Origin of the sequence: Streptomyces sp. NPDC048696 (genome assembly GCF_043198895.1) — a bacterium.
In the GTDB taxonomy this organism is placed as follows: Bacteria; Actinomycetota; Actinomycetes; order Streptomycetales; family Streptomycetaceae; genus Streptomyces.
Genome location: NZ_JBICVJ010000023.1, coordinates 64026 through 86654, shown reverse-complemented (window position 1 = coordinate 86654; position 22629 = coordinate 64026). Strand labels below are relative to the sequence as shown.

The 22629-nt window shown below is 72.3% G+C and carries 18 protein-coding genes and 1 tRNA gene; 9 read left to right on the top strand and 10 right to left on the bottom strand.

Going from position 1 to position 22629, the window contains the following annotated elements:
• The first annotated feature begins 154 nt into the window (after nucleotides 1–154).
• Nucleotides 155–1027, top strand: coding sequence for an NAD(P)H-binding protein (locus ACGFRG_RS33300; protein WP_361426391.1), 873 nt, complete (start codon nucleotides 155–157; stop codon nucleotides 1025–1027).
• On the opposite strand, the gene hutI is transcribed toward ACGFRG_RS33300, so the two are convergent.
• The 4 genes from hutI to hutU form a co-directional block, all read right to left on the bottom strand.
• Nucleotides 1006–2184: an imidazolonepropionase gene (gene hutI, locus ACGFRG_RS33295; protein ID WP_393270010.1), complete on the bottom strand. Its 1179-nt coding sequence runs from the start codon at nucleotides 2182–2184 to the stop codon at nucleotides 1006–1008. The genes ACGFRG_RS33300 and hutI overlap by 22 nt on opposite strands.
• Nucleotides 2185–2392: 208 nt before the next feature.
• Nucleotides 2393–3730 (bottom strand): formimidoylglutamate deiminase, encoded by a 1338-nt coding sequence (locus tag ACGFRG_RS33290; protein ID WP_393270005.1) that lies wholly within the window; start codon nucleotides 3728–3730, stop codon nucleotides 2393–2395.
• Nucleotides 3721–4911: an allantoate amidohydrolase gene (locus tag ACGFRG_RS33285; protein ID WP_393270026.1), complete on the bottom strand. Its 1191-nt coding sequence runs from the start codon at nucleotides 4909–4911 to the stop codon at nucleotides 3721–3723. Before ACGFRG_RS33285 ends, ACGFRG_RS33290 begins: the two co-directional genes overlap by 10 nt.
• 374 nt (nucleotides 4912–5285) lie before the next feature.
• Nucleotides 5286–6947, bottom strand: coding sequence for a urocanate hydratase (hutU, locus tag ACGFRG_RS33280; protein ID WP_361426382.1), 1662 nt, complete (start codon nucleotides 6945–6947; stop codon nucleotides 5286–5288).
• Nucleotides 6948–7061: 114 nt separating this feature from the next.
• Here hutU and ACGFRG_RS33275 point away from each other — a divergent pair, with 114 nt between their 5' ends.
• Nucleotides 7062–8402: a diaminopimelate decarboxylase gene (locus tag ACGFRG_RS33275; protein WP_393270002.1), complete on the top strand. Its 1341-nt coding sequence runs from the start codon at nucleotides 7062–7064 to the stop codon at nucleotides 8400–8402.
• 101 nt (nucleotides 8403–8503) lie between these two features.
• On the opposite strand, the gene ACGFRG_RS33270 is transcribed toward ACGFRG_RS33275, so the two are convergent.
• Nucleotides 8504–9343 carry a MurR/RpiR family transcriptional regulator gene (locus ACGFRG_RS33270; protein WP_361427581.1) on the bottom strand — a complete coding sequence of 280 codons (840 nt, stop codon included), beginning with the start codon at nucleotides 9341–9343 and terminating at the stop codon, nucleotides 8504–8506.
• A 138-nt stretch (nucleotides 9344–9481) separates the two neighbouring features.
• Here ACGFRG_RS33270 and ACGFRG_RS33265 point away from each other — a divergent pair, with 138 nt between their 5' ends.
• Complete coding sequence (locus tag ACGFRG_RS33265; RefSeq protein ID WP_393269998.1) at nucleotides 9482–9925, top strand: hypothetical protein; 444 nt, start codon at nucleotides 9482–9484, stop codon at nucleotides 9923–9925.
• Between the two features lie 332 nt (nucleotides 9926–10257).
• Here ACGFRG_RS33265 and ACGFRG_RS33260 read toward each other — a convergent pair whose 3' ends face one another.
• Nucleotides 10258–11253, bottom strand: a complete 996-nt coding sequence (locus ACGFRG_RS33260; RefSeq protein ID WP_361427628.1) for an SGNH/GDSL hydrolase family protein — start codon at nucleotides 11251–11253, stop codon at nucleotides 10258–10260.
• A gap of 188 nt (nucleotides 11254–11441) precedes the next feature.
• Here ACGFRG_RS33260 and ACGFRG_RS33255 point away from each other — a divergent pair, with 188 nt between their 5' ends.
• From ACGFRG_RS33255 to ACGFRG_RS33245, 3 genes are all read left to right on the top strand, one after another.
• Complete coding sequence (locus ACGFRG_RS33255; protein WP_361427575.1) at nucleotides 11442–12830, top strand: cystathionine beta-synthase; 1389 nt, start codon at nucleotides 11442–11444, stop codon at nucleotides 12828–12830.
• A 220-nt stretch (nucleotides 12831–13050) separates the two neighbouring features.
• Nucleotides 13051–14271: an acetyl-CoA C-acetyltransferase gene (locus ACGFRG_RS33250; protein WP_361427572.1), complete on the top strand. Its 1221-nt coding sequence runs from the start codon at nucleotides 13051–13053 to the stop codon at nucleotides 14269–14271.
• Nucleotides 14272–14515: 244 nt separating this feature from the next.
• A complete protein-coding gene (locus ACGFRG_RS33245; protein ID WP_361427625.1) occupies nucleotides 14516–15292 on the top strand; it encodes a hypothetical protein in 777 nt (258 codons plus the stop codon).
• A 59-nt stretch (nucleotides 15293–15351) separates the two neighbouring features.
• Here the strand turns inward: ACGFRG_RS33245 and ACGFRG_RS33240 are convergent, their stop codons facing one another.
• Nucleotides 15352–15678 (bottom strand): hypothetical protein, encoded by a 327-nt coding sequence (locus tag ACGFRG_RS33240; RefSeq protein WP_361427569.1) that lies wholly within the window; start codon nucleotides 15676–15678, stop codon nucleotides 15352–15354.
• A gap of 136 nt (nucleotides 15679–15814) precedes the next feature.
• Here ACGFRG_RS33240 and ACGFRG_RS33235 point away from each other — a divergent pair, with 136 nt between their 5' ends.
• On the top strand, nucleotides 15815–16045 hold the full coding sequence (locus tag ACGFRG_RS33235) for a DUF4287 domain-containing protein (RefSeq protein WP_361427566.1): 231 nt from the start codon (nucleotides 15815–15817) through the stop codon (nucleotides 16043–16045).
• A gap of 91 nt (nucleotides 16046–16136) precedes the next feature.
• Here the strand turns inward: ACGFRG_RS33235 and ACGFRG_RS33230 are convergent, their stop codons facing one another.
• Together ACGFRG_RS33230 and ACGFRG_RS33225 are read right to left on the bottom strand one after the other, a co-directional pair.
• Nucleotides 16137–17009 (bottom strand): Bax inhibitor-1/YccA family protein, encoded by an 873-nt coding sequence (locus tag ACGFRG_RS33230; protein ID WP_361427564.1) that lies wholly within the window; start codon nucleotides 17007–17009, stop codon nucleotides 16137–16139.
• A gap of 353 nt (nucleotides 17010–17362) precedes the next feature.
• Nucleotides 17363–17444 (bottom strand) — tRNA-Leu (locus ACGFRG_RS33225).
• A 398-nt stretch (nucleotides 17445–17842) separates the two neighbouring features.
• On the opposite strand from ACGFRG_RS33225, the gene ACGFRG_RS33220 reads away from it, so the two are divergent.
• Together ACGFRG_RS33220 and ACGFRG_RS33215 are read left to right on the top strand one after the other, a co-directional pair.
• Entirely contained in the window at nucleotides 17843–18613 is a 771-nt protein-coding gene (locus tag ACGFRG_RS33220) for an ABC transporter ATP-binding protein (protein WP_361427561.1), read from the top strand.
• A 61-nt stretch (nucleotides 18614–18674) separates the two neighbouring features.
• Nucleotides 18675–21203 carry an ABC transporter permease gene (locus tag ACGFRG_RS33215; RefSeq protein WP_393269991.1) on the top strand — a complete coding sequence of 843 codons (2529 nt, stop codon included), beginning with the start codon at nucleotides 18675–18677 and terminating at the stop codon, nucleotides 21201–21203.
• A 64-nt stretch (nucleotides 21204–21267) separates the two neighbouring features.
• Here ACGFRG_RS33215 and ACGFRG_RS33210 read toward each other — a convergent pair whose 3' ends face one another.
• Nucleotides 21268–22587 carry a class I SAM-dependent methyltransferase gene (locus ACGFRG_RS33210; RefSeq protein WP_393269988.1) on the bottom strand — a complete coding sequence of 440 codons (1320 nt, stop codon included), beginning with the start codon at nucleotides 22585–22587 and terminating at the stop codon, nucleotides 21268–21270.
• Nucleotides 22588–22629: the final 42 nt, after the last annotated feature.

Genomic DNA, 22629 nt, shown 5'->3' with positions numbered 1-22629 from the left:
TCCGCCTTGCAGCTGCACGCACCACGACCCCGCTCACCAGCACCGAAACCGCACCCGGCACCGCAGGCGGCCAGATCCACCGGACAGGCCCTAGGCGTGCGACCGGCGGGCACCTGCGGCACGATGGCGAGCAGCATCCGATGAGGAGATCACCATGACCGCGATCATCGCCGTCACCGGAGCCGGTGGAGCCGTGGGCGGGCGGGTGGCCCGGCGGCTCGCCGACCGGGGCGTGGCGGCCCGGCTGCTCGGGCGCGACCCCGCGCGGCTGCCGGAGCTGCCGGGCTGCGCGAAGGCGCCGCCCGCCGCGTACGGGGACGGCCCGGCGATGCGGGCGGCGCTGGCCGGGGCCGGAACGCTGTTCCTGGTCTCCGCGCACGAGGCGCCCGACCGGGTGCGCGACCACGTCACGGCGGTGGACGCGGCCGTCGCCGCCGGGGTGACGCGGATCGTGTACGTGTCGTTCCTGGCCGCCGCCCCCGACGCCACCTTCACCTTCGCCCGCGACCACTGGCACACCGAGCAGCACATCCGCGCCTCGGGCCTCGCGTACACGTTCCTGCGGGACAGCCTCTACCTCGCCGGGATCGCCGCGATGGCCGGGGCGGACGGGGTGATCCGGGGACCCGCCGGGGACGGGCGGGTCGGGGCCGTGGCGCACGAGGACATCGCGGACGTGGCCGCCGCCGTCCTGCTCGGCGACGACACCGAGCACGCCGGGGCCACCTACGACATCACCGGCCCCGAGGCCTTCACCCTCGCCGACGCGGCGCGCGAGCTGAGCCGGGTGGCGGGCCGGGAGATCACCTATGTGCCCGAGACCCGCGAGGAGGCGTTCGCCTCACGCGCGGGCTACGGCGCCGAGCAGTGGGAGCTCACCGGCTGGGTGAGCTCGTACGAGGCGATCGCGACCGGCGAGATGGCGGCCGTCTCGGACACCGTGCCCCGGCTGACCGGCCACCCGGCGCAGTCGTTCGCCGAGTACCTGGACGCCCACCCCAGGAGCTATCGGCACTTGACGCCCTGACGCCAGACGTCGCTGATCAGCGGCACGCCCGGCCGGTAGGCGAGGTGGACGTGGCTGGGCGCGTCGAGCAGCGCGAGGTCGGCGCGGGCGCCGGGCGCGATCCGCCCCACGTCGGTGCGCCGCAGCGCCGCCGCGCCCCCGGCGGTGGCCGCCCAGACGGCCTCGTCCGGGGTCATCCCCATGTCCCGTACCGCGAGCGCGACGCAGAACGGCATGGAACTGGTGAAGGACGAGCCCGGGTTGCAGTCGGTGGACAGCGCGACGGTCACGCCCGCGTCAAGGAGCCGCCGGGCGTCGGGCCACTGCGCGCGGGTGGAGAACTCGGCGCCGGGCAGCAGCGTGGCCACCGTACGGCCGCTCGCCAGCGCGTCGACGTCGGCGTCCGTGAGGTGCGTGCAGTGGTCGGCGCTGGCCGCGTCGAGCTCGACGGCGAGCTGGACGCCCGGGCCGTACGAGAGCTGGTTGGCGTGGACGCGCGGGGTGAGCCCCTTCGCCTTGCCGGCGAGCAGGACGGCCCGGGCCTGGTCGCCGTCGAACGCGCCCTTCTCGCAGAACACATCGACCCAACGGGCGTACGGGGCGCACGCGTCCAGCATCTCGCCGGTGACGAGCTCGACGTATCCGGCGGGGTCGTCGGCGTAGTCGGGCGAGACGATGTGCGCGCCGAGGTAGGTCACCTCGTCGGTGTGCTGGGCCGCGATGCGCAGCGCGCGGGCCTCGTCGGCGACGGTGAGCCCGTACCCCGACTTGGTCTCGAACGTCGTGGTCCCCTGCCGCAGCGCCTCCCCGATGTAGCGGCCGACGTTCGCGCTCAGCTGCTCGTCGGTGGCGGCGCGGGTGGCGGCCACGGTGGTACGGATCCCGCCCGCCTTGTACGCCTGCCCCGACATCCGGGCGTTGAACTCCTGGGTGCGGTCGCCCGCGAAGACGAGGTGGGAGTGGGAGTCGACGAAACCGGGGATGGCGGCGTGGCCCTCGGCGTCGTGCCGGTGGTCGGCGTCGGGCGCCTCACCCGCCCGCCCGACCCAGGCGACGGTGTCCCCCTCGATGACGACGGCGCCGTCCTCGATGAGCCCGAGGGGGCCTTCGCCGAGGGCGGGGTCGTTGGTGACGAGGGTGGGGATGTTGGTGATGAGGGTGGTGGTGCGGGTGGTCATGGCTTCCTCTCGGTGCCCTGCGGGCAGCTGGGTGCGTCGGCTGCGGGCCGGTGGGGGCTGGTCGCGCAGTTCCCCGCGCCCCTTGATGGGCCCTTCGGGCCCTCCTTCAGGGGCGCGGGGCTGTGACATTTGCGGCTCCGCCGCGTGGGCGCGAGCAACCCAGCACGATCCGCAGACGAACGGCCGGGGCGCAGCCCCGCTGGGGGCTTCACTCCCGTAGGGACGCGATCGCCTCCGCCAAGGCTGTCGGGACGTCCGGGATCGTCGTGTGGACGCCGTCGCGGACCACGTGGCGGCCCGCCACCACCGTGTGCCGCACGTCCGCCGACGACGCCGCGAACACCGCCGTCTCGGCGCCCAGCCGGGCCACCGGCCCCGCCGTACGCACCGAATCGAGCGCGACCGTCGCGAAGTCGGCGCGCGCGCCCGCCTCAAGGCGGCCCGCGTCGCTCCAGCCCAGCGCCGCATGCCCGGCCGCCGACGCCGCGCGCAGCAGCTGCGCGGCCGTCCAGTGCCCCCGCGTCCGGGTCCGCAGCCGCTCGTTGAGCTCCATCGCCCGCGCCTCCTCCAGGAGGTCGATCACCGCGTGGCTGTCGCTGCCCAGCGAGAGGGGCGATCCGGCGCGCTCCAGCTCCACCGCCGGACCGATGCCGTCCGCGAGGTCGCGTTCGGTGGTGGGGCACATGCACGTACCCGTCGCCGACGAGCCGAGCAGCGCGATGTCCTCGTCGGTGAGGTGGGTGTTGTGGACACCCGTGGTGCGCTCACCGAGCACCCCGTGGTCGGCGAGCAGCCGCGTCGGCGTGCACCCGTGCGCGGCCAGGCACGCCTCGTTCTCGGCGACCTGCTCGGAGAGGTGGACGTGCAGCGGCGCCCCCCGCTCGCGCGCCCACTCGGCGACCGTGCCCAACTGGTCGGCGGGCACGGCCCGTACGGAGTGGATCGCCGCGCCCAGACGTACGCCGTCGCGCGGTTTCAGCAGCGCGGCCCGCTCGGCCCACGCCTCGGCGCTGCCGTCCGAGAAGCGCAGCTGGTGCGTGGACGGCGCCTCGCCGAAGCCCGACGACAGATACGCCGTGTCCAGCAGCGTGATCCGGATCCCGGCCTCCTGCGCGGCCGAGATCAGCGCCTCGCCCATCGCGTTGGGGTCGTCGTAGGGCGTGCCGCCGGGCGCGTGGTGCAGATAGTGGAACTCGCCCACGGCCGTGATCCCGGCCAGCGCCATCTCCGCGTACACGCCTCGCGCGAGCGCGTAGTACGACTCCGGGGTGAGCCGGGACGCGACCGTGTACATGACCTCGCGCCAGGTCCAGAAGGTGCCGGAGCCGACCTGGACGGTGCCGCGCAGGGCCCGGTGGAAGGCGTGCGAGTGGGCGTTGGCGAGGCCGGGCAGGGTGAGGCCGCGCAGCACCTCGGCGCCGGGGGGAGGCGTCTCGACTCCCTTGCGCATGGCGGCGATCCGCCCGTCCGCGACCTCCAGCAGCACACCCGGTTCGACCTCGGGGTCGAGCCAGGCGTGCTCCAGCCAGTACGACGTCACCTGCACGCCAGGCCCTCCAGAACATCGGCGAGTGCGATCACCCCGGCGACGCAGTCGTCCTCGCCGGCGTACTCGGCCGGGGAGTGCGAGACGCCCGTGGGGTTGCGTACGAACAGCATGGCGGTCGGGATCGTCCCGGAGAGGATCCCGGCGTCGTGTCCCGCGCCCGTGCCGAGGACGGGGGTGTGCCCGCCGAGGATCTTGCCGAGCTCGTCGCGCAGGGCGTGCTCGAACTCGACGACGGGCGTGAACGACTCCCGTACGACGGTCAGGTCCACGCCGTCCCGCTCCGCGCGGTCCTGCGCGGCGCGCTCGATCGCCGTGACGACGGTGTCGAGGGTCGCCTGGTCGGCGGCGCGCGAGTCCAGCCAGCCGCGCACCAGTGACGGGATGGCGTTGACGCCGTTCGGCTCGCAGGAGATCTTGCCGAAGGTGGCGACCGCGCCCGCGAGTTCGGCTTCGCGGCGGGCGGCGAGGACGGTCTCGGCGTACGTCAACATCGGGTCGCGCCGGTCCACCAGGCGGGTGGTGCCCGCGTGGTTGGCCTCGCCCGCGAAGTCGAACCGCCACCGGCCGTGCGGCCAGATCGCCGAGGCGATGCCGACGGCGTCGCCGCTGAGGTCGAGGGCGCGGCCCTGTTCGACGTGCAGCTCGACGAACGCGCCGATGCGGGCGAGGCGTTCGCGGTCCGGGCCGATGGCGTCCGGGTCGTATCCGGCCCGCTCCATCGCCTGCGGCAGGCTGATGCCGTCGGCGTCGCGCAGCCGGTGGGCTGCCTCGACGGTGAGCTGTCCGGAGGTGAGGCGGGAGCCGACGCAGGCGAGGCCGAAGCGGGCGCCCTCCTCGTCGCCGAAGTTGACGATGGCGAGGGGCCGGGTGAGTACGGCTCCGCGTCGTCGCAGTTCATCCAGCGCGGCGAAGGACGACACGACGCCGAGGGGGCCGTCGAAGGCGCCGCCGTCGGGGACGGAGTCCAGGTGGGAGCCCGTGACGACGGCGTCCCCTGCGGTCGGGTCGCCGTCCCAGGCCCACTGGTTGCCGTTCCGGTCGAGCTCGTAGGTCAGCCCGCGGGACTCGGCCTGTGCCCGGAACCAGGCGCGGCACTCGGCGTCGGCGCCGGTCCAGGCGAACCGCCGGTACCCGTGGGTCCCGGCGTCCCGCCCGATGGGCGCGAGGTCCCGCCACATGTCGTGGAACGAGGGGGCCTCCCCCACCCCGCCCCTCCCCTGAACCCTCCGGGGGTGGGTGGGGGTGAGGGAGGAGGGTTCCCTCGGGGGCTCCGCCCCCGAACCCCCCAGCGGGGGCTGCGCCCCCTGCACCCCGCCACGGGGCTCAGCCCCGGACCCCTTCGCCTCGCCTCGGGGCTCCGCGCCAACCTCCCGCGCCCCGCCGGGTGCCTGCGCCCCTTCAGGGGCGCGGGGCTGTGACATTTGCGGCTCCGCCGCGCGGGCGCGACCAGCCCCCACCGACGGTGAGCCGACCGACGACCCAGGGCCGGGCCCCGGACCGCCCTCGGCCGACGGGGTGCCCGCGCCGCCAGGGGCCGACGGGGTGCCCCCCATCATGCGTCACCCTCCCGCATCGGCACGCGCACGCCCCGCTCGTCCGCGACCGACTCCGCGATGTCGTACCCGGCGTCGACATGGCGGATCACGCCCATCCCCGGGTCGTTCGTCAGGACGCGGCGGATCTTCTCGCCCGCCAGCGCCGTGCCGTCCGCCACCGTGACCTGGCCCGCGTGGATGGAGCGGCCCATGCCGACGCCGCCGCCGTGGTGGATGGAGACCCAGGACGCGCCGGAGGCGACGTTGACCATGGCGTTCAGGAGCGGCCAGTCGGCGATCGCGTCCGAGCCGTCGAGCATCGCCTCGGTCTCGCGGTACGGGGACGCCACCGAGCCGCAGTCGAGGTGGTCGCGGCCGATGGCCAGCGGGGCCGCCAGCTCGCCCGACGCCACCATGTCGTTGAAGCGCTCGCCCGCCTTGTCCCGCTCGCCGTAACCCAGCCAGCAGATCCGCGCCGGAAGCCCCTGGAAGTGGACGCGCTCGCCCGCCATCTTGATCCAGCGGTGCAGCGACTCGTTCTCGGGGAACAGGTCGAGCATCGCCTTGTCGGTCTTGTGGATGTCGGACGCCTCGCCCGACAGCGCCGCCCAGCGGAACGGGCCCTTGCCCTCGCAGAACAGCGGGCGGATGTACGCCGGGACGAAGCCGGGGAAGGCGAACGCCCGGTCGTAGCCCGCCAGCTGGGCCTCGCCGCGGATCGAGTTGCCGTAGTCGAAGACCTCGGCGCCCGCGTCCATGAAGCCGACCATGGCCTCCACGTGCCGGGCCATGGACTCGCGCGCCCGGGTGGTGAAGCCCGCCGGGTCCTTCGCCGCGTACGTCGCCATGTCGTCGAAGTCGACGCCCACCGGCAGGTACGACAGCGGGTCGTGCGCCGACGTCTGGTCGGTGACGATGTCGATCGGCGCGCTCTCGGCCAGCATCCGCGGCAGCAGCTCCGCCGCGTTGCCGAGCAGGCCGATGGAGAGCGGCTTGCGCTGGTCGCGGGCCTCGACCGCCAGCTGGAGCGCGTGCTCCACGGAGTCGGCCTTCACGTCCAGGTAGCGGTGCTCGATGCGGCGCTCGATGGCGCGCGGGTCGCAGTCGATACAGATCGCGACGCCGTCGTTCATCGTCACGGCGAGCGGCTGGGCGCCGCCCATGCCGCCGAGCCCGGCGGTGAGCGTGATCGTCCCGGCCAGCGTGCCGCCGAACTTCTTCGCCGCGACCGCCGCGAACGTCTCGTACGTGCCCTGGAGGATCCCCTGGGTACCGATGTAGATCCACGAACCGGCCGTCATCTGGCCGTACATGGTCAGGCCCAGCGCCTCCAGGCGCCGGAACTCCTCCCAGTTCGCCCAGTCGCCGACCAGGTTGGAGTTGGCGATCAGGACGCGCGGGGCCCACTCGTGGGTCTGCATGACACCGACCGGGCGCCCGGACTGGACCAGCATGGTCTCGTCCTGCTTCAGGGTCCTGAGCGTGCGCACCATCGCGTCGAAGGAGCGCCAGTCGCGCGCGGCCTTGCCGGTGCCGCCGTAGACGACGAGCTTGTCGGGGTGCTCGGCGACCTCGGGGTCGAGGTTGTTCTGGAGCATTCTCAGGGCGGCTTCCTGCTGCCATCCCAGGGCGCTCAGTTCCGTACCGCGCGGTGCCCGTACGGGGCGGGGTCCTGACATGGCGAGGCCTCCTCACGACGTGACTCAGATATTCACATCCTCGCCGCCTGAATAGAACTAGTCAATACATCGGTACGTCTGCGCGTCGGCGCACCCGGTGATTGGCTTGATCCCATGACGGACACGCCCCCGACCGAGACGGACGCGGCCGTGCGCCGCGACGAGGCGGTACGGGCGGCCGTGGAACAGGGCGTGGTCGGCCCCGAGGCGCCGCTGGCGGCCCTGCTCGACGTCACCGGCATCCGGGAGGGCACGGCCGCGCTGCGCGCCGCCTTCGCCGCCGTGACGACGGCGCCCGTGCTGCACGCGTTCGCGGTCAAGGCGTGCCCGCTGGTGCCGGTGCTGCGACTGCTGTCCGCGCAGGGCCTCGGCGCCGAGGTCGCCAGCCCCGGCGAGCTGGCCCTCGCCCGCGCCGCCGACATCGGGCCCGGCCGCACGGTCCTCGACTCCCCCGCCAAGACCCCCGCCGAGCTGCGCGAAGCCCTCGCGCTGGGCATCGCGGTCAACGCCGACAACGCGCAGGAGCTGGCCCGCCTCGACGCGCTGGTGGCCGCCGCCCCGACCGCCTCGCCGCTCGGCCTGCGGATCAACCCGCAGCTGGGCGCGGGGTCCATCGACGCGCTGTCGACGGCGACCGCGACCTCGAAGTTCGGCGTCGCGCTGCGGGACGAGGGGGCCCGGGAGTGGATCGTGCGGGCGTACGCGGACCGCCCCTGGCTGACCCGGCTGCACACCCACTCCGGCTCGCAGGGCGTGCCCCTTGAGCTGATGGCCGAGGGGGTGCGGGCCGCGCACGAACTGGCCGAGGAGATCAACGCGCGCGTGGGCCGCCGCCAGGTCGACACGCTCGACATCGGCGGCGGGCTCCCGGTCAACTTCCACTCGGACGAGGTGACACCGACGTACGAGGAGTACGCGCGGCTGCTACGCGAGCGCGTGCCCGGCCTGTTCGACGGCTCGTACGCGCTGGTCACCGAGTTCGGCCGGTCCTTGCTCGCCAAGCACGGCACGGTCCTCGCGCGCGTGGAGTACGCGAAGACGTCCGGCGGGCGGCCCGTCGCGGTCACCCACGCGGGCGTGCAGATCGCGGCCCGCACCGTGTACGCGCCCGCGTCCTGGCCGCTGCGGATCGCCGTGTACGACGCGAAGGGACGCCCCAGGTCCGGCCCGCCCGTCGTCCAGGACGTGGCCGGTCCGGCCTGCTTCGCGGGCGATCTGCTGGCGCGGGGGCGGGCGTTGCCCTTGCTCGAACAGGGGGACTATGTGGCGGTGCTGGACACCGGCGCGTACTACTTCGCCCACCACTACGCCTACAACAGCCTTGCCAGGCCGGGGGTTTACGGCTTCACCGCGTCCGCGGAGGGCGCCCGCTTCGCGGTGGTGCGGCGCCCCCAGACAGTGGCTGAGATCGTCGCGGAATCGGGCGGCGCGACCCCGGACGCACTGCTCTTTTAGCTCCGTTCACGTCTGCGGCAAGGTGGGAACTGCGCGAGCAACCACGCACGATCCGCGGACGAACGCGAGCAACCACGCACGGCCCGCAGGCGGGAGACGGCCTACTCCACGAACAAGCCGCGTACCGCGGCCCCCGCGTCGAAGTCCTCCAGGCGTGCCTGCGCGTCCGGGAGGGAGTCGCACATGGCCTCAAGCAGGACACGGCCGAGCAGCATGGGGGCGCAGGCCGTGTCGAAGGCGAGGCCGGTGCCGACCGCCGCCGGGATCAGCAGATCACTGTGCCGCGCCACCGGCGCGAAGGCGGAGTCGGCGACCGTGACCACGGTCAGCCCGGAAGACCGCGCGTACGACAGCGTCTCCACGACCTCCTTCGGATGCCGCGGCAGCGCGAAGCACAGCAGCGCCGACGCCCCGGCCCGGACCGCGGCGTCGATGCGGTCCACCAGCATCGACCCGCCCTCGTCGAGCAGCCGTACATCCGGATGCACCTTGGCCGCGAAGTACGCGAACCCGCGCGCCTGCGACGAGGCCGCGCGCAGCCCGAGCACCGGCAGCGGACGGGAGGCGGCCAGCAGCCGCCCCGCCTGCTCGACCGGCGCCGGGTCGGCGAGCAGACCCGCGAGGTGGCGCAGGTTCTCGATCTCCGCCTGGACCGCCTGCTGGTACTCGTTGTACTCGTCCTCGTCGCCCGGCGGCACGCTCACCGGCGCCACCTCGCGCAGATGGCGGCGCAGGGCCGGGTAGCCGTCGAAGCCGAGGGCGACCGCGAAGCGCGTCACGGACGGCTGGCTGACCCCGGCCAGTTCGGCGAGCTCCACGCTGGAGAGGAACGGCACGTCGGCGGCGCGGCGCACCATGCTGTGCGCGATCCGCCGCTGGGTCGGGGTGAGCCGGCGCCCCTCGAAGAGCTGCTGCAGCCGCGCGGCAGGGCTGTCGCTCATGCCGGCCCCCTTCCTCTGTCCAGATGTGCCGCACCCAGAATATTCAGTCGCCCCGCACTCTGCATGACCATATGCAGCCGGGCAAGTACGGGGGCTAACCCCACTGTGCCCGTGCCGTCGGCTCCGTACCGTGGAAGCATGGAAGCCCGCGACACTGAGCTCAGGAACGGTCCGCTTCAGGACGCCGAGCTGAAGAAGGAACTCGACGCCACCCTGCACGCCCGCCGGGAACTGGGGCCGGAGTACGAGAGCGCCCTCCTGGAGTCGTTCCTGGAGAAGGTCGAGCAGCGCGTCGACGGGACCGTGGACCGTCGCGTGCGGCGCCAGCTGGCCGAGCAGCAGATGGTGGTGGCCCGGGGCGGCCGCCCCGCCGCGAGCAGCGGCGAGATCAGCTTCGGCGAGCGCTTCGGCTTCGGCATGATCTCGCTGATCCTGGCCATCCCGCTGTCCGCGATCGGCGCCGTGAACGCGGGGCTGAGCGGCCTCTTCGTCACCTGGGCCGGCATCCTCGGCGTCAACGCCGTGCACGCCGCCCGCCCGTGGCCGTGGCCGCGCCGCGAGCGGGCCGACGCCACGGACTGAGGCCGACCGGCCCCCGTACGTACGGACAGAAGCTGAGCGCGGGGACCGCCGCACCCCCGGTCGCCCGGGGGGCGGGACGACGGCGGTCCCCGCGAGGGACACGGTCCCGGGTCAGGGCCGGTCGCGCGTCCTGGGCGCCGGGAGGTCCGGGAGCCGCTCCGGAGGTCCATGACGCCGCTGGTGGTGCCGCCGGGGTCTCCCCCGCCGACATCCACCAATGTGCCGCACCCGTGTTAAGCGCGTGCTGCGCCAACGTGTCGCGCTCGTACCAGTTCCGCGACCAATGCGCCCGGACGCGCCCGCCGCTGACGGACGATCGGCCCCCGTGGGGATCAGGGGTGGGCCGGATGCGCCGGGTGCGCGGTGGACGGCTCGGTCGCGGGCGGCAGCCGCCGCCGGCGCCGGTGCTTGAGCAGGGCCCAGGGCGCGCGGGCCCCGCTGACCTCGGTACCGGCCTCCGCCGCCGCCTCGGCCGCCGCCTTCGCCACCGGCAGGATGTCCTCGTCGCGGTCCGCCTCCAGCTGGTCGGCGTCGGGCCACAGGCCCAACGAGGCGCAGAGCGTGGGCAGGACGGCCATCGCGGCCGTCGCGTACCCCTCGGCCGAGGGGTGGTAGTTGTCCGGCCCGAACAGCTCGCGCGGGTTCGCCTCGAACTCCGGGCCGAGCAGATGGCCGAGCGACACCGTCCGGCCGCCCTGCTCCACCACCACGATCGTCTGGGCGGCGGCGAGCTGGCGCGAGACCCGGCGGGCCAGCCAGCGCAGCGGCTGGTAGACCGGCTCCACCGAGCCGAGGTCCGGGCAGGTGCCGACGACGACCTCGGCCCCGGCCGTGCGCAGCCGGCGCACCGCGCCCGCCAGATGGCGCACCGAGGTGGTGGGCGGCATCCGGTGGGTGACGTCGTTCGCGCCGATCATGATCACGCAGACGTCGGGGATCCGGACCGGATCACTGAGCAGCAGGGACACCTGGCGGTCCAGGTCGTCCGACTGGGCGCCCGGCTGCGCCACATTGCGCAGGGTGACCATCTGCTCGGCGACCGCCGCGAGCCCGGCGGCCAGCAGCGCCCCGGGCGTCTGCCCGGCCCGCCGCACGCCCTGCCCGACCGCCGTGGAGTCGCCCAGGATGCCCAGGCGCAGCGGGGGCGAGCCGTTGGCGTACGCGACCCCGTACAGACCGTCGGCGCTGGGCGGGTGCGGCGCGGTGCCGCCGCCCACCGAACGCTTCGCCAGCGCCGCCTCCGCGAGCAGCAGACCGAGCGCCGCGGCCCCGAGCAGCCCGATGCCGCCCCCGCCGAACGCCGCCCCCGCGGCGATGCGGCGTGCCACCCGCGCCCGCGACCCGGCCGAACCGGTCAACACACTCCCAGCCACCGCCACCTCCCTGGCCACCTCCTAGGAGCCGTACATCAGCTACCTGCCCGGTGACAGGTGTCGCTCAATCACGCCATGAGGTGAACACGCCCGCACTCTGCGCATACGCTGGCGGCACCATCACGGAGACCCCGGAGACAACGGTGCAATTCCACGACTCGATGATCAGCCTCGTCGGCAATACCCCGCTGGTGAAGCTCAACAGTGTGACCGCGGGCATCCAGGCGACGGTCCTGGCCAAGGTCGAGTACTTCAACCCCGGCGGCTCGGTCAAGGACCGTATCGCCGTGCGCATGATCGAAGCGGCGGAGCAGAGCGGCGCGCTCAAGCCGGGCGGCACCATCGTCGAGCCCACCTCGGGCAACACGGGTGTCGGCCTCGCCATCGTGGCCCAGCAGAAGGGCTACAAGTGCATCTTCGTCTGCCCCGACAAGGTGTCGCTCGACAAGATCAACGTTCTGCGGGCGTACGGGGCCGAGGTCGTCGTCTGCCCGACGGCGGTCGACCCGGAGCACCCGGACTCGTACTACAACGTCTCGGACCGGCTGGTGCGCGAGACGCCCGGCGCCTGGAAGCCGGACCAGTACAGCAACCCGAACAACCCGCGCTCGCACTACGAGACCACCGGTCCCGAGCTGTGGGAGCAGACGGACGGGAAGATCACGCACTTCGTGGCGGGCGTCGGCACCGGCGGCACGATCTCCGGCACCGGCAAGTACCTCAAGGAGGTCTCCGGCGGCTCGGTGCGGGTCGTCGGCGCGGACCCCGAGGGCTCGGTCTACAGCGGCGGCTCCGGCCGTCCGTACCTCGTCGAGGGCGTCGGCGAGGACTTCTGGCCGACGGCGTACGACCGTGAGGTGACCGACGAGATCGTCGCGGTCTCCGACAAGGACTCCTTCCAGATGACCCGCCGCCTGGCCAAGGAGGAGGGCCTGCTGGTCGGCGGCTCCTGCGGCATGGCGGTCGTGGCGGCGCTGCGGGTGGCCGAGGGCCTGGGCCCGGACGACGTGGTGGTCGTCCTGCTGCCGGACTCCGGCCGCGGCTACCTCTCCAAGATCTTCTCCGACGAGTGGATGGCCGGGCACGGCTTCCTGGAGGAGGCGGGCCCCTCGGCCCGCATCGGCGACGTCCTCGCCGACAAGGTGGGCGCGATGCCCTCGCTCGTCCACATGCACCCCGAGGAGACGGTCGGGGAGGCGATCGAGGTGCTGCGCGAGTACGGCGTCTCGCAGATGCCGATCGTCAAGCCGGGCGCGGGGCACCCGGACGTGATGGCCGCCGAGGTCATCGGCTCGGTGGTGGAGAAGGAGCTCCTGTCGGCCCTGTTCGCGCAGCGCGCCTCGCTCTCCGACCCGCTGGAGAAGCACATGAGCGCGCCCCTGCCGCAGGTCGGCTCGGGCGAGCCGGTCGCCGAGCTGATGGCGGTGCTCGGCGAGGCCGACGCGGCGATCGTCCTGATCGAGGGCAAGCCCTCGGGCGTGGTCAGCCGCCAGGACCTGCTGGCGTTCCTGGCCAAGGACTCGGCGAAGTAAGCAAGGCATCGGGGCGCCGCACCTTCCGGGGTGCGGCGCCCCTTCGCATGTGCGGGCGCCGCACCCCACCGAACGCGCCCCCCGAACGCGCCCCACCGGACACGCCCCTCTGAGCGACCGCTTAGAAAAGAGGTCCGCATCACACGTCGCGTTGGATGACCAATTCCGTACGTACGGGTAACTTCCCAGAGAGCCAGCCCGCTTAGCCTCTGGAGCCGTGATGCCCGAAGCCGTGATCGTCTCGACCGCTCGTTCCCCCATCGGCCGCGCCTTCAAGGGCTCCCTCAAGGACGTCCGCCCGGACGACCTGACCGCCACGATCATCCAGGCCGCCCTCGCCAAGGTCCCCGAGCTCGACCCGCGCGACATCGACGACCTGATGCTCGGCTGCGGCCTGCCCGGCGGCGAGCAGGGCCACAACCTCGGCCGGATCGTGGCCGTGCAGATGGGCATGGACCACCTGCCGGGCTGCACCATCACCCGCTACTGCTCGTCCTCGCTCCAGACCTCCCGCATGGCGCTGCACGCCATCAAGGCGGGCGAGGGCGACGTCTTCATCTCGGCCGGTGTCGAGATGGTGTCGCGGTCCGTCAAGGGCTCCTCGGACGGCATGCCCGACACCCACAACCCGCTCTTCGCCGACGCCGAGGCCCGCACCGCCGACGTGGCGCAGTCCACCGGCGCCTCCTGGCACGACCCGCGCGAGGACGGCCTGATCCCCGACGCGTACATCGCGATGGGCCAGACCGCCGAGAACCTGGCGCGGCTCAAGGGCGTCACGCGCGCGGACATGGACGAGTTCGGCGTCCGGTCGCAGAACCTCGCCGAGGCCGCCATCAAGAACGGCTTCTGGGAGCGGGAGATCACCCCGGTCACGACCCCGGACGGCACCGTGGTCTCCCTGGACGACGGCCCGCGCGCCGGTGTCACCATCGAGGGCGTCCAGGGCCTCAAGCCCGTCTTCCGCCCCGACGGCCTGGTCACCGCCGGCAACTGCTGCCCGCTCAACGACGGCGCCGCGGCGCTGGTCATCATGAGCGACACCAAGGCCCGCGAGCTCGGCCTGACCCCGCTGGCGCGGATCGTCTCCACCGGCGTCACCGGCCTGTCCCCCGAGATCATGGGCCTGGGCCCGGTCGAGGCCTCCAAGCAGGCGCTCAAGCGGGCGGGCCTGACCGTCGGCGACATCGACCTGTTCGAGATCAACGAGGCGTTCGCCGCCCAGGTGATCCCGTCGTACCGCGACCTGGAGATCCCGCTCGACAAGCTGAACGTGAACGGCGGCGCCATCGCCGTCGGCCACCCCTTCGGCATGACCGGCGCCCGGATCACCGGCACGCTGATCAACTCCCTCCAGTTCCACGACAAGCAGTTCGGCCTGGAGACGATGTGCGTGGGCGGCGGCCAGGGCATGGCCATGGTCATCGAGCGCCTCAGCTGACACCTTTCAACCCCTCCGCCACCGGTTCGTGACCGAATCTCCCCCAGGATGTGACGTACGTCCCGGGGGAGAGGCATTACCGCAGGTCAGGGCGTTTCCGGGGTAAACCTCGGGCAGAAAGACCTGTCCATTTCGTGACGTAATGCACTGACAGGGAGAGCGGGCCCACGACAAGCTGAGGTAGGAAGTCGGGGAATCGTTTGAATCCGGGAGTAAGTCAGTGAGCGCCATGTCTCTTGCCCTGCTGCTGACCACGGCCGCTGCCACGGCCGTGGGCGCCGCTGCCCTGCACGCGGTCCACGGGCTGCGCAAGCAGGTCGTGGCGCTGCGCGCCGACCTCGCGGCCGACCGCGCGCCCCTCTCCGCCACCGTGCCCCACCAGGTGCGCGGCGCCGAGACCCCGCTCGCCGAGATACGCGCGGCCGTCGCCGAGGCGCTGGCCGAGGAGCGCGAGCGCGAGCTGGCCGAGGCGCGCGCGTTCTGGGCGGCGCAGGAGGCGCGGGACGCGGCGGACACCCCGTCGCTCCTGGGCGGCCTCGCGGGCCTGGGCGAGGACGCCGCGCTGTTCCTGCCCCGGCAGGCCGACTTCGCCGGTCTGGAGGCCACCGAGCTCGGCGTGGAGCCGTACGAGGAGTTCCCCGAGGACTCCCCGGAGCTCGCGGCCGCCCGCCGCCGCCACCCCTCGCACCCCGACTTCGTCCCGGTCCAGACGCCGGTCGTGGCCGACCACGAGTCCACGGTCGCCCGCCTGGAGACGCTGGCCGAGGCGGGCACGGCGCTCACCGACGTGCGTCCGGGGCCGCTGGGCACGCTCGATGTGTACGTCTTCGCCGACGGCACCACGCTCTGCATGACCCCGGGCCACCGCGAGACCTCCGAGCGCCTGGCTCAGGCGCTGCGCGAGGGGGAGAGCCCGGTGCTGCTCGGCGGGTCGGGCATCTCCGGTGCGTACGCGCTGACGTTCTCGTGCGGCGAGGAGAGCGTGTACATCCTCGCGGACCGGGTCATCGCGTCCCTGTAGCCCTTGTGCGGGCTTCTACGGGCCTCTACGTGCTTGACGGGGCCCGGAGGGCCCCGGAACTATCCGAACGCCCGCTCCCCCGCCTCCCCGATCAATCCCACGGCCTCGTCCAGTTCCGCGGACGGGGCCGTCGTCGTGGAGCGCAGGGCCTCGGCCAAATCGCGGCCCGCGACCGCCACTTGGTCCGCGACCGCGAAGGCCCCGGCGTCCGGCATCACGCGCGGCTCGCGGTCCGGGGTCTCAAGACGCTGGGCCCGTACGGACAATTCCCTGGCCAGCGCCAGTCCTTCGGCTGCCGCGCCACGCCGGAGCCTGCTCTCGGGGGCGGCACGCAGCCGGTCGGCGAAGCGGTCGACGGCGGCGAGGAGCGGGGTCACATCTAGCACGCCGCGACCCTACGCGCCGCCCCGGGACTGTTGCCAATACGCGAACGCTCAGGCACGGTGACGTGAAGGACCCTCTCCCGCGTTCCGGGCTCCGCCCGAACGGGGGGACCCCCAGGCAATGCGTCCGGAGGCGCCGATGTCCCAAGTCTTCTCCGCAGAAACCCATCGCAACCTGCTCTCCCGCATCCCCCACTGCACCGGTCGTGAGGTCTCCGACTGGTTGCGCACCGTAGACGAAGGCCCTTCCCTCGTACGGTTCGAGGAGAAGGTCAGCTGGCTGAGGAGCGAGCACGACCTCGCATACGGCCATGCCAAGGCGATCATCCACGAGTACGACCTGCGGCGGGCCGCGCGCCGCCTGCTCTGAGGAGAGGTAGGAATCCCCCGTACCCGAAGGGCAACGCACAGGGGCCCGTCCGGCAGCTGCCGGACGGGCCCCTCCTTCATGTGCGCGGGCGTCAGTCGTCGCCCTGGAGGATCGCCACCAGACGCAGCATCTCCAGGTAGATCCAGACCAGCGACATCGTCAGACCGAACGCGGCCAGCCACGACTCCTCGCGCGGGGCGCCGTAGGTGATGCCGTCCTCGATCTGCTTGAAGTCCAGCGTCAGGAAGAAGCAGCCGATCAGGATGGCGAGCACGCCGACCGCGAAGCCGAGCGGGCCGAAGCTGCGCAGACCGCCGCCGGAGGCGCCGCCGAAGGCGACCACCAGCAGGTTGACCATGGTCACCAGGACGAACGCGATGGCGATGGTCATACCGATGCGGGCGTAGCGCGCGGTCACGCGGACCCAGCGCTGCTTGTACGCGAACAGCGTGGCGCCGGAGACCGCCAGCGTGCCGAGCACGGCCTGGAACGGGGCGCCGGACCAGCGCTCGTTGTACATCTCGCTGATCACGCCGAGGAAGACGCCCTCGAACGCGGCATAGCCGATGATCAGCGCCGGGACGGGCTTCGCCTTGAAGTTCTGGATCATCGCCAGCACGAACGCCACCAGCGCCGAGCCGACCGCCAGCCCGTAGCTGGTCGTCGAGACCGGCAGCAGGGCCCAGGCGAGCACCGCGCCGAGCGCGACGACGCCGAGCGTGATGGCGGTGCGCGAGACGACGTCGTCCATCGTCATCACGTTGCCGCGGGCCGGGGCCTGCGGGGCGCCGTACTGCGTGTCCTGCTGGGCGTAGGGGTTCGTCGCGTACGGGTTCGCCTGCGGCTGGCCGTAGGGGGCCTGCGCGTACGGGTTGCCCCCGGCCTGCGGCGCGGTGTTGAAGCCCGCGTAGCCGTTGTCGCGGCTGAACCCCCGTCGCGAGAAGACCGGGTTGCTGCTCCTCATCTCACTCCTCCATGGCCACCGTGCGCGGCCTTGACGTCAAGGGTAATGGGAACGCAAAACATTCACCCTAGTGCTCTGGGAGGATCTTTCCGCGCCACATCCGACTCACACCAGGGTTCCACGGTCACAAGAGTGCCACGGGGGCGGGTGCCGGGTACGTCGGCACGGCCCGGCGGTCCCGAACACCCGGGCCTGCGGCGGCCGGGGCGCGCGGGGCGGGAGCGGGCGGTGGGGGCCGCGGTGGCGGGAAGCTTGCGGAAGTGTTTACCCGGGTGTCACCCATTCGACGAAATACGGTACTTCCGCCCACCGAATTAACGGTTCTCTGCTTCTCTCCCCAAGGGGGCGTGAGGTGCCCGGAGCCGGACTTGAACCGGCACGGCCCGAGGGCCAGCGAGGTTTAAGCTCGCCGTGTCTGCTTTCCACCATCCGGGCTGGTCGCGCGGTTCTTACGTTCGCCCGAAGAGCCTATCCGGACACGTCCCTCACACGGCGGAACGTCAGCCGATGTTGTCTTATTTTATTGGCGTCTGAGGGTGCGTCAGTCCGCCTGACGTTGGCTCCGGCACATGCCGGAGGCGGTTGGCCGGCATACCGGTCAGCCGGACTGTACGTAACGGAATGACGCGAATTCGACTCCCCCGCGTGCGCTCCCGGCCGGGCCGGCGCCGCCGGGGGTCTCTCAGGGGCGGCGTCATACCCGAGGAGGAGGCGAGTAGTGCCGGCATAAGACTCAAGTGGGCCACCGAACGGGCACAGCGACTGACGTTCCGGGGGTGCGGCGGCATCGAGACTGGAGGGGTCCCCAGCCACGTCGTTCGAGGAGTCCTCCGTTGACCACCATCCCCACCGCACACCGCGCCACCGCGGTGGCCGCCCGCGCCACCGAGCTGTCGAAGGTCTACGGCGCGGGCGAGACCCAGGTGGTCGCGCTCGACCGGGTGTCGGTCGACTTCCGCCAGGGCGAGTTCACCGCGATCATGGGCCCCTCGGGCTCCGGCAAGTCGACGCTGATGCACTGCGTGGCCGGGCTCGACTCGTTCAGCTCCGGGTCGGTGCGCATAGGCGACACCGAGCTCGGCTCGCTCAAGGACAAGCAGCTCACCCAGCTGCGCCGGGACAAGATCGGCTTCATCTTCCAGGCGTTCAACCTGCTGCCGACGCTGACCGCCGCCGAGAACATCACGCTGCCGATGGACATCGCGGGCCGCAAGCCGAACAAGGAGTGGGTGGCGAAGGTCATCGAGATGGTCGGCCTGTCGGGCCGCCTCTCGCACCGGCCCACCCAGCTCTCCGGCGGTCAGCAGCAGCGCGTGGCCGTGGCCCGCGCCCTCGCCTCCCAGCCCGAGATCATCTTCGGCGACGAGCCGACCGGAAACCTGGACTCCCGCTCCGGCGCCGAGGTCCTGGGCTTCCTGCGCAACTCGGTGCGCGAGCTCGGCCAGACCGTGGTCATGGTCACCCACGACCCGGTCGCCGCCTCCTACGCGGACCGCGTGATCTTCCTCGCCGACGGACGCGTGGTGGACGAGATGCTGAGCCCGAGCGCCGACGGCGTGCTCGACCGGATGAAGGAGTTCGACGCCAAGGGGCGTACGAGCTGAACCGCGTGCCACCGGCACCGGCCACCCCCCTGTTCGAACTCCCCCAGGACTGAGAAAGCCCATGTTCAAAACCGCCCTGCGCAACGTGCTCGCGCACAAGGCCAGGCTGTTGATGACCGTGCTCGCCGTGATGCTCGGCGTCGCCTTCGTCTCCGGCACGCTGGTCTTCACCGACACCCTCAAGAGCGCCTTCAAGCACCAGTCGGCCAAGAGCTACGACAACGTCGCCGTCGCCGTCACCTCGTACGGGAACCGTGACGACGAGAAGCAGGACCCGGGCGTCAGCAAGCAGACCGTCGCCAGGATCGAGGCCCTGGACGGGGTCTCGTCCGTCAACGGGCGCGTCGACGGGTTCGCCGGCGTGGCCGACCAGCACGGCAAGCTGATCGGGCAGGGCTGGGCCAACAAGGGCGGCAACTTCTCCCCGGGCAAGGACGGCACGGACCCCGCGTACACCTTCGCCGACGGCTCCGGGCCCGTCCAGGACGGCCAGATCGCCCTCGACAAGGACACCGCCGACAAGGGCAGGTACAAGGTCGGCGACCGGGTGCGGGTGGCGACCAACGGGCCGGTGAAGACGTACACGCTCTCCGGTGTCTTCACCACCGAGGACGGCGCGGTCAACGCGGGCGGCAGCCTGGTGCTGTTCGACACCAAGGTCGCCCAGCAGCTCTATCTGAAGCCGGGCTTCTTCAAGAACCTCAACATCTCCGCCAAGGCGGGCGCCGACGCGACGAAGATCCTCGCCGAGGTCAAGCCGCTGCTGCCGGAGCACTCCGAGGCCAAGACCGGCCAGGCGCTCGCCGACCAGGAGGCCAGCGACATCGAGCACGGGCTGAGCGCGCTGAGCCAGACGCTGCTCGCCTTCGCCGCCATCGCGCTCTTCGTCGGTGTCTTCCTGATCTCCAACACCTTCACCATGCTGGTCGCCCAGCGCACCCGTGAGCTCGCCCTGATGCGCGCCGTCGGCGCCTCGCGCTCCCAGGTGCGGCGCTCGGTGCTCGCCGAGGCGCTGGTGGTCGGCACGCTCGCCTCCACCGTCGGCTTCGGGCTCGGCCTCGGCCTCGCGGTCGGGCTGCGCTCCGCCATGGACTCCTTCGGCGTCAAGCTCCCGGCCGGTTCGCTGATCGTCTCGGCCACCCCGGTCATCGCCGCGCTCGCGGTCGGCGTCCTGGTCACCCTGATCGCCGCCCTGCTGCCCGCCTGGCGCGCCGCGAAGATCCCGCCGGTGGCCGCGATGAACAGCGTGCACGGCGTCGCCACCACGAAGTCCCTGGTCGTACGGAACACGATCGGCGCGATCATCACGCTGCTCGGCGCGGGCGCGGTCCTGTCCGGCGCCGCCACCGGCAAGGACGGCAAGACCATGATCGGCCTGGGCGCCTTCCTGGCCCTGGTCGGCATCATCATCCTGATCCCGCTGCTCTCCCGCCCGGTCATCGCGCTGGTGCGCCCGGCGCTGGCCAAGGCGTTCGGTGTCTCCGGCAAGCTGGCCAGCCAGAACGCGGTCCGCAACCCGCGCCGCACCGGCGCCACCGCCTCCGCGCTCGCCATCGGCCTCACCCTGGTCACCGGTCTGTCGGTGCTCGGCGTCACGCTCGGCAAGTCGATCGACAAGACGACCACGGACAACGTCAAGGCCGACTACATGGTCCAGATGGCCAGCGGGGGCGACCTGGACAAGTCCGTGGTGCCGGAGCTGCGCAAGGCCGCAGGCGTCACGGCGGTCTCGCCGCGCCAGTCCTCGTATCTGAAGCTCGGCGACTCGCACCAGGAGGTCGCCGGGGTGACGCCGGGCGACATCGAGAAGGTGATGCGCCTGGAGACGGTCTCCGGCTCGCTCGCCACCCTCGGCAAGGGCCAGGTCGCGGTCGACGACGAGACCGCCGACAAGCGCGGCTGGAAGGTGGGCACGCGGCTGCCGGTCGAGTTCAACGACAAGAAGACCGGGCAGCTCACCGTGGGCGCGGTCTTCAAGAAGCAGGACTTCCTGTCCTCGGTGCTCGCCTCGACCACGCTGCTCGACCCGCACGAGACCCGCTCGTTCATCCGCGAGGTCTTCGTGAAGATGGACGGCGGCGCCACCAAGGCCAATGAGCAGGCGCTGGTCAACGCCCTCGGCGACAACCCGGCGATCAGCTTCATGGACCAGCAGGACATCCGCGACGCGTTCGGCGGCATGATCAACACGCTGCTCAACATCATGTACGGCCTGCTCGCGATGGCCCTGATCATCGCCGTCCTCGGGGTGGTCAACACGCTGGCCATGTCGGTCTTCGAGCGCCAGCAGGAGATCGGCATGCTGCGGGCGATCGGCCTGGACCGCCGTCGCGTCAAGCGCATGATCCGCCTGGAGGCCGTGGTCATCTCGGTCTTCGGCGCGGTGATCGGCGTGGGCCTCGGCACCTTCCTGGCCTGGGCCATCGGCCAGACCATCAAGGGCTCGGTGCCGGAGTACGCGCTGGTCATCCCGTGGGACCGGATCGCGCTCTTCCTGTTCCTCGCGGGCCTGGTGGGCGTCCTGGCCGCCCTCTGGCCGGCCCGCAGCGCCGCCCGTCTGAACATGCTGACGGCGATCAAGACGGAGTAGGGCCACCTACAAGGGGGAAGGGCCCGGGACGGCCTGTGCCGTCCCGGGCCCTTCCCCTTTCTCGTTACGTCGTAGGGCTCATCGGGCCCGCGGGGCTCCCCCAACTGCGTGCCCGCAGCGGCATTCCCGAGGCTCCGTCCGCCGGGGGCTTCACGGCCAGGATCTGGTTGACGCCGATCCGGTTGGACTCGAAGGACAGCGCGGACGCGGCCATGTAGAGCCGCCAGACGCGGGCCCGGCCGGGGCTCGCCAGAGCGGTCGCCCGCTCCCAGCCCGCCTCCAGGTTGGTCACCCACTCGCGCAGGGTGAGGGCGTAGTGGTCGCGGATGGCCTCCACGTCCCGCGCCTCGAACCCGGCCTCCTCCAGCGTCGACAGGGTCCGGCCGAGCGGCGCCAGTTCGCCGTCGGGGAAGACGTACGCGTCGATGAACTCGTCCACGTGGTACGCCGCTTCGTCGCGCTCCGGGCGGCGGGCGATCTGGTGGTTGAGCAGCCGGCCGCCGTCCTTGAGCAGCGCGTACAGGTCGTCGGCGTACTCGCGATAGCGCTCGGTGCCGACGTGCTCGGCCATCCCGATCGACGAGATCGCGTCGTACGGACCGTCGTCCACGTCCCGGTAGTCCTGGACGCGGATCTCGATACGGTCCGTCAGGCCCTCCCCGGCGATGCGCTTTCGGGCGTACGCGGCCTGTTCGGCGCTGAGCGTGATGCCGACGACGTGGACGCCGTGGTGGCGGGCGGCGTGGATGGCCATCGAGCCCCAGCCGCAGCCGACGTCGAGCAGCCGCAGGCCCTCGGTGAGGCCCAGCTTGCGGCAGATCAGCTCCAGCTTGTCGCGCTGGGCCTCCTCCAGGGTGCCGCCCTCGCTCCAGTACGCGCAGGAGTAGACCATCGAGGGCCCGAGGACGAGCTCGTAGAACGCGTTGCCCACGTCGTAGTGGTGGCTGATGGCCTGCCGGTCGCGGCGCCTGGTGTGCAGACGGCCGGTGCGGCGGCGCAGCTCCTCGGCGGGCGGGGCGGGCGGCGGCAGCGGTCCGGCGAGCCGGATCAGCTCCAGGGCGGCGGCCCGCATCCTCGGGTCGCGTACGGGATGGACCGTGTCCTTGGGCTCGCTGCCGCGCTCCCAGAGCAGCCCGGCCATCAGGTCGAGCGCGTGGTAGAGGTCGCCCTCGATGTCGAGCTCACCGGCCACCCAGGCGCGGGCCAGGCCCAGTTCGCCCGGCCGCCACAGCAGCCGGCGCAGGGCGCGGCGGTGGCGCAGGACCAGGACCGGAGCGCCCGCGGGACCGGACTCGCTGCCGTCCCAGGCGCGGATCCGGACCGGAAGCGGCTCCCCGAGAAGCTTGTCGGCGAGAGCGGTCAGCCGCGAAGCGGCGTCGGCCATGGTCCACACCTCCGTGAAGTCGAGCCCACGATTGCCCGGCAC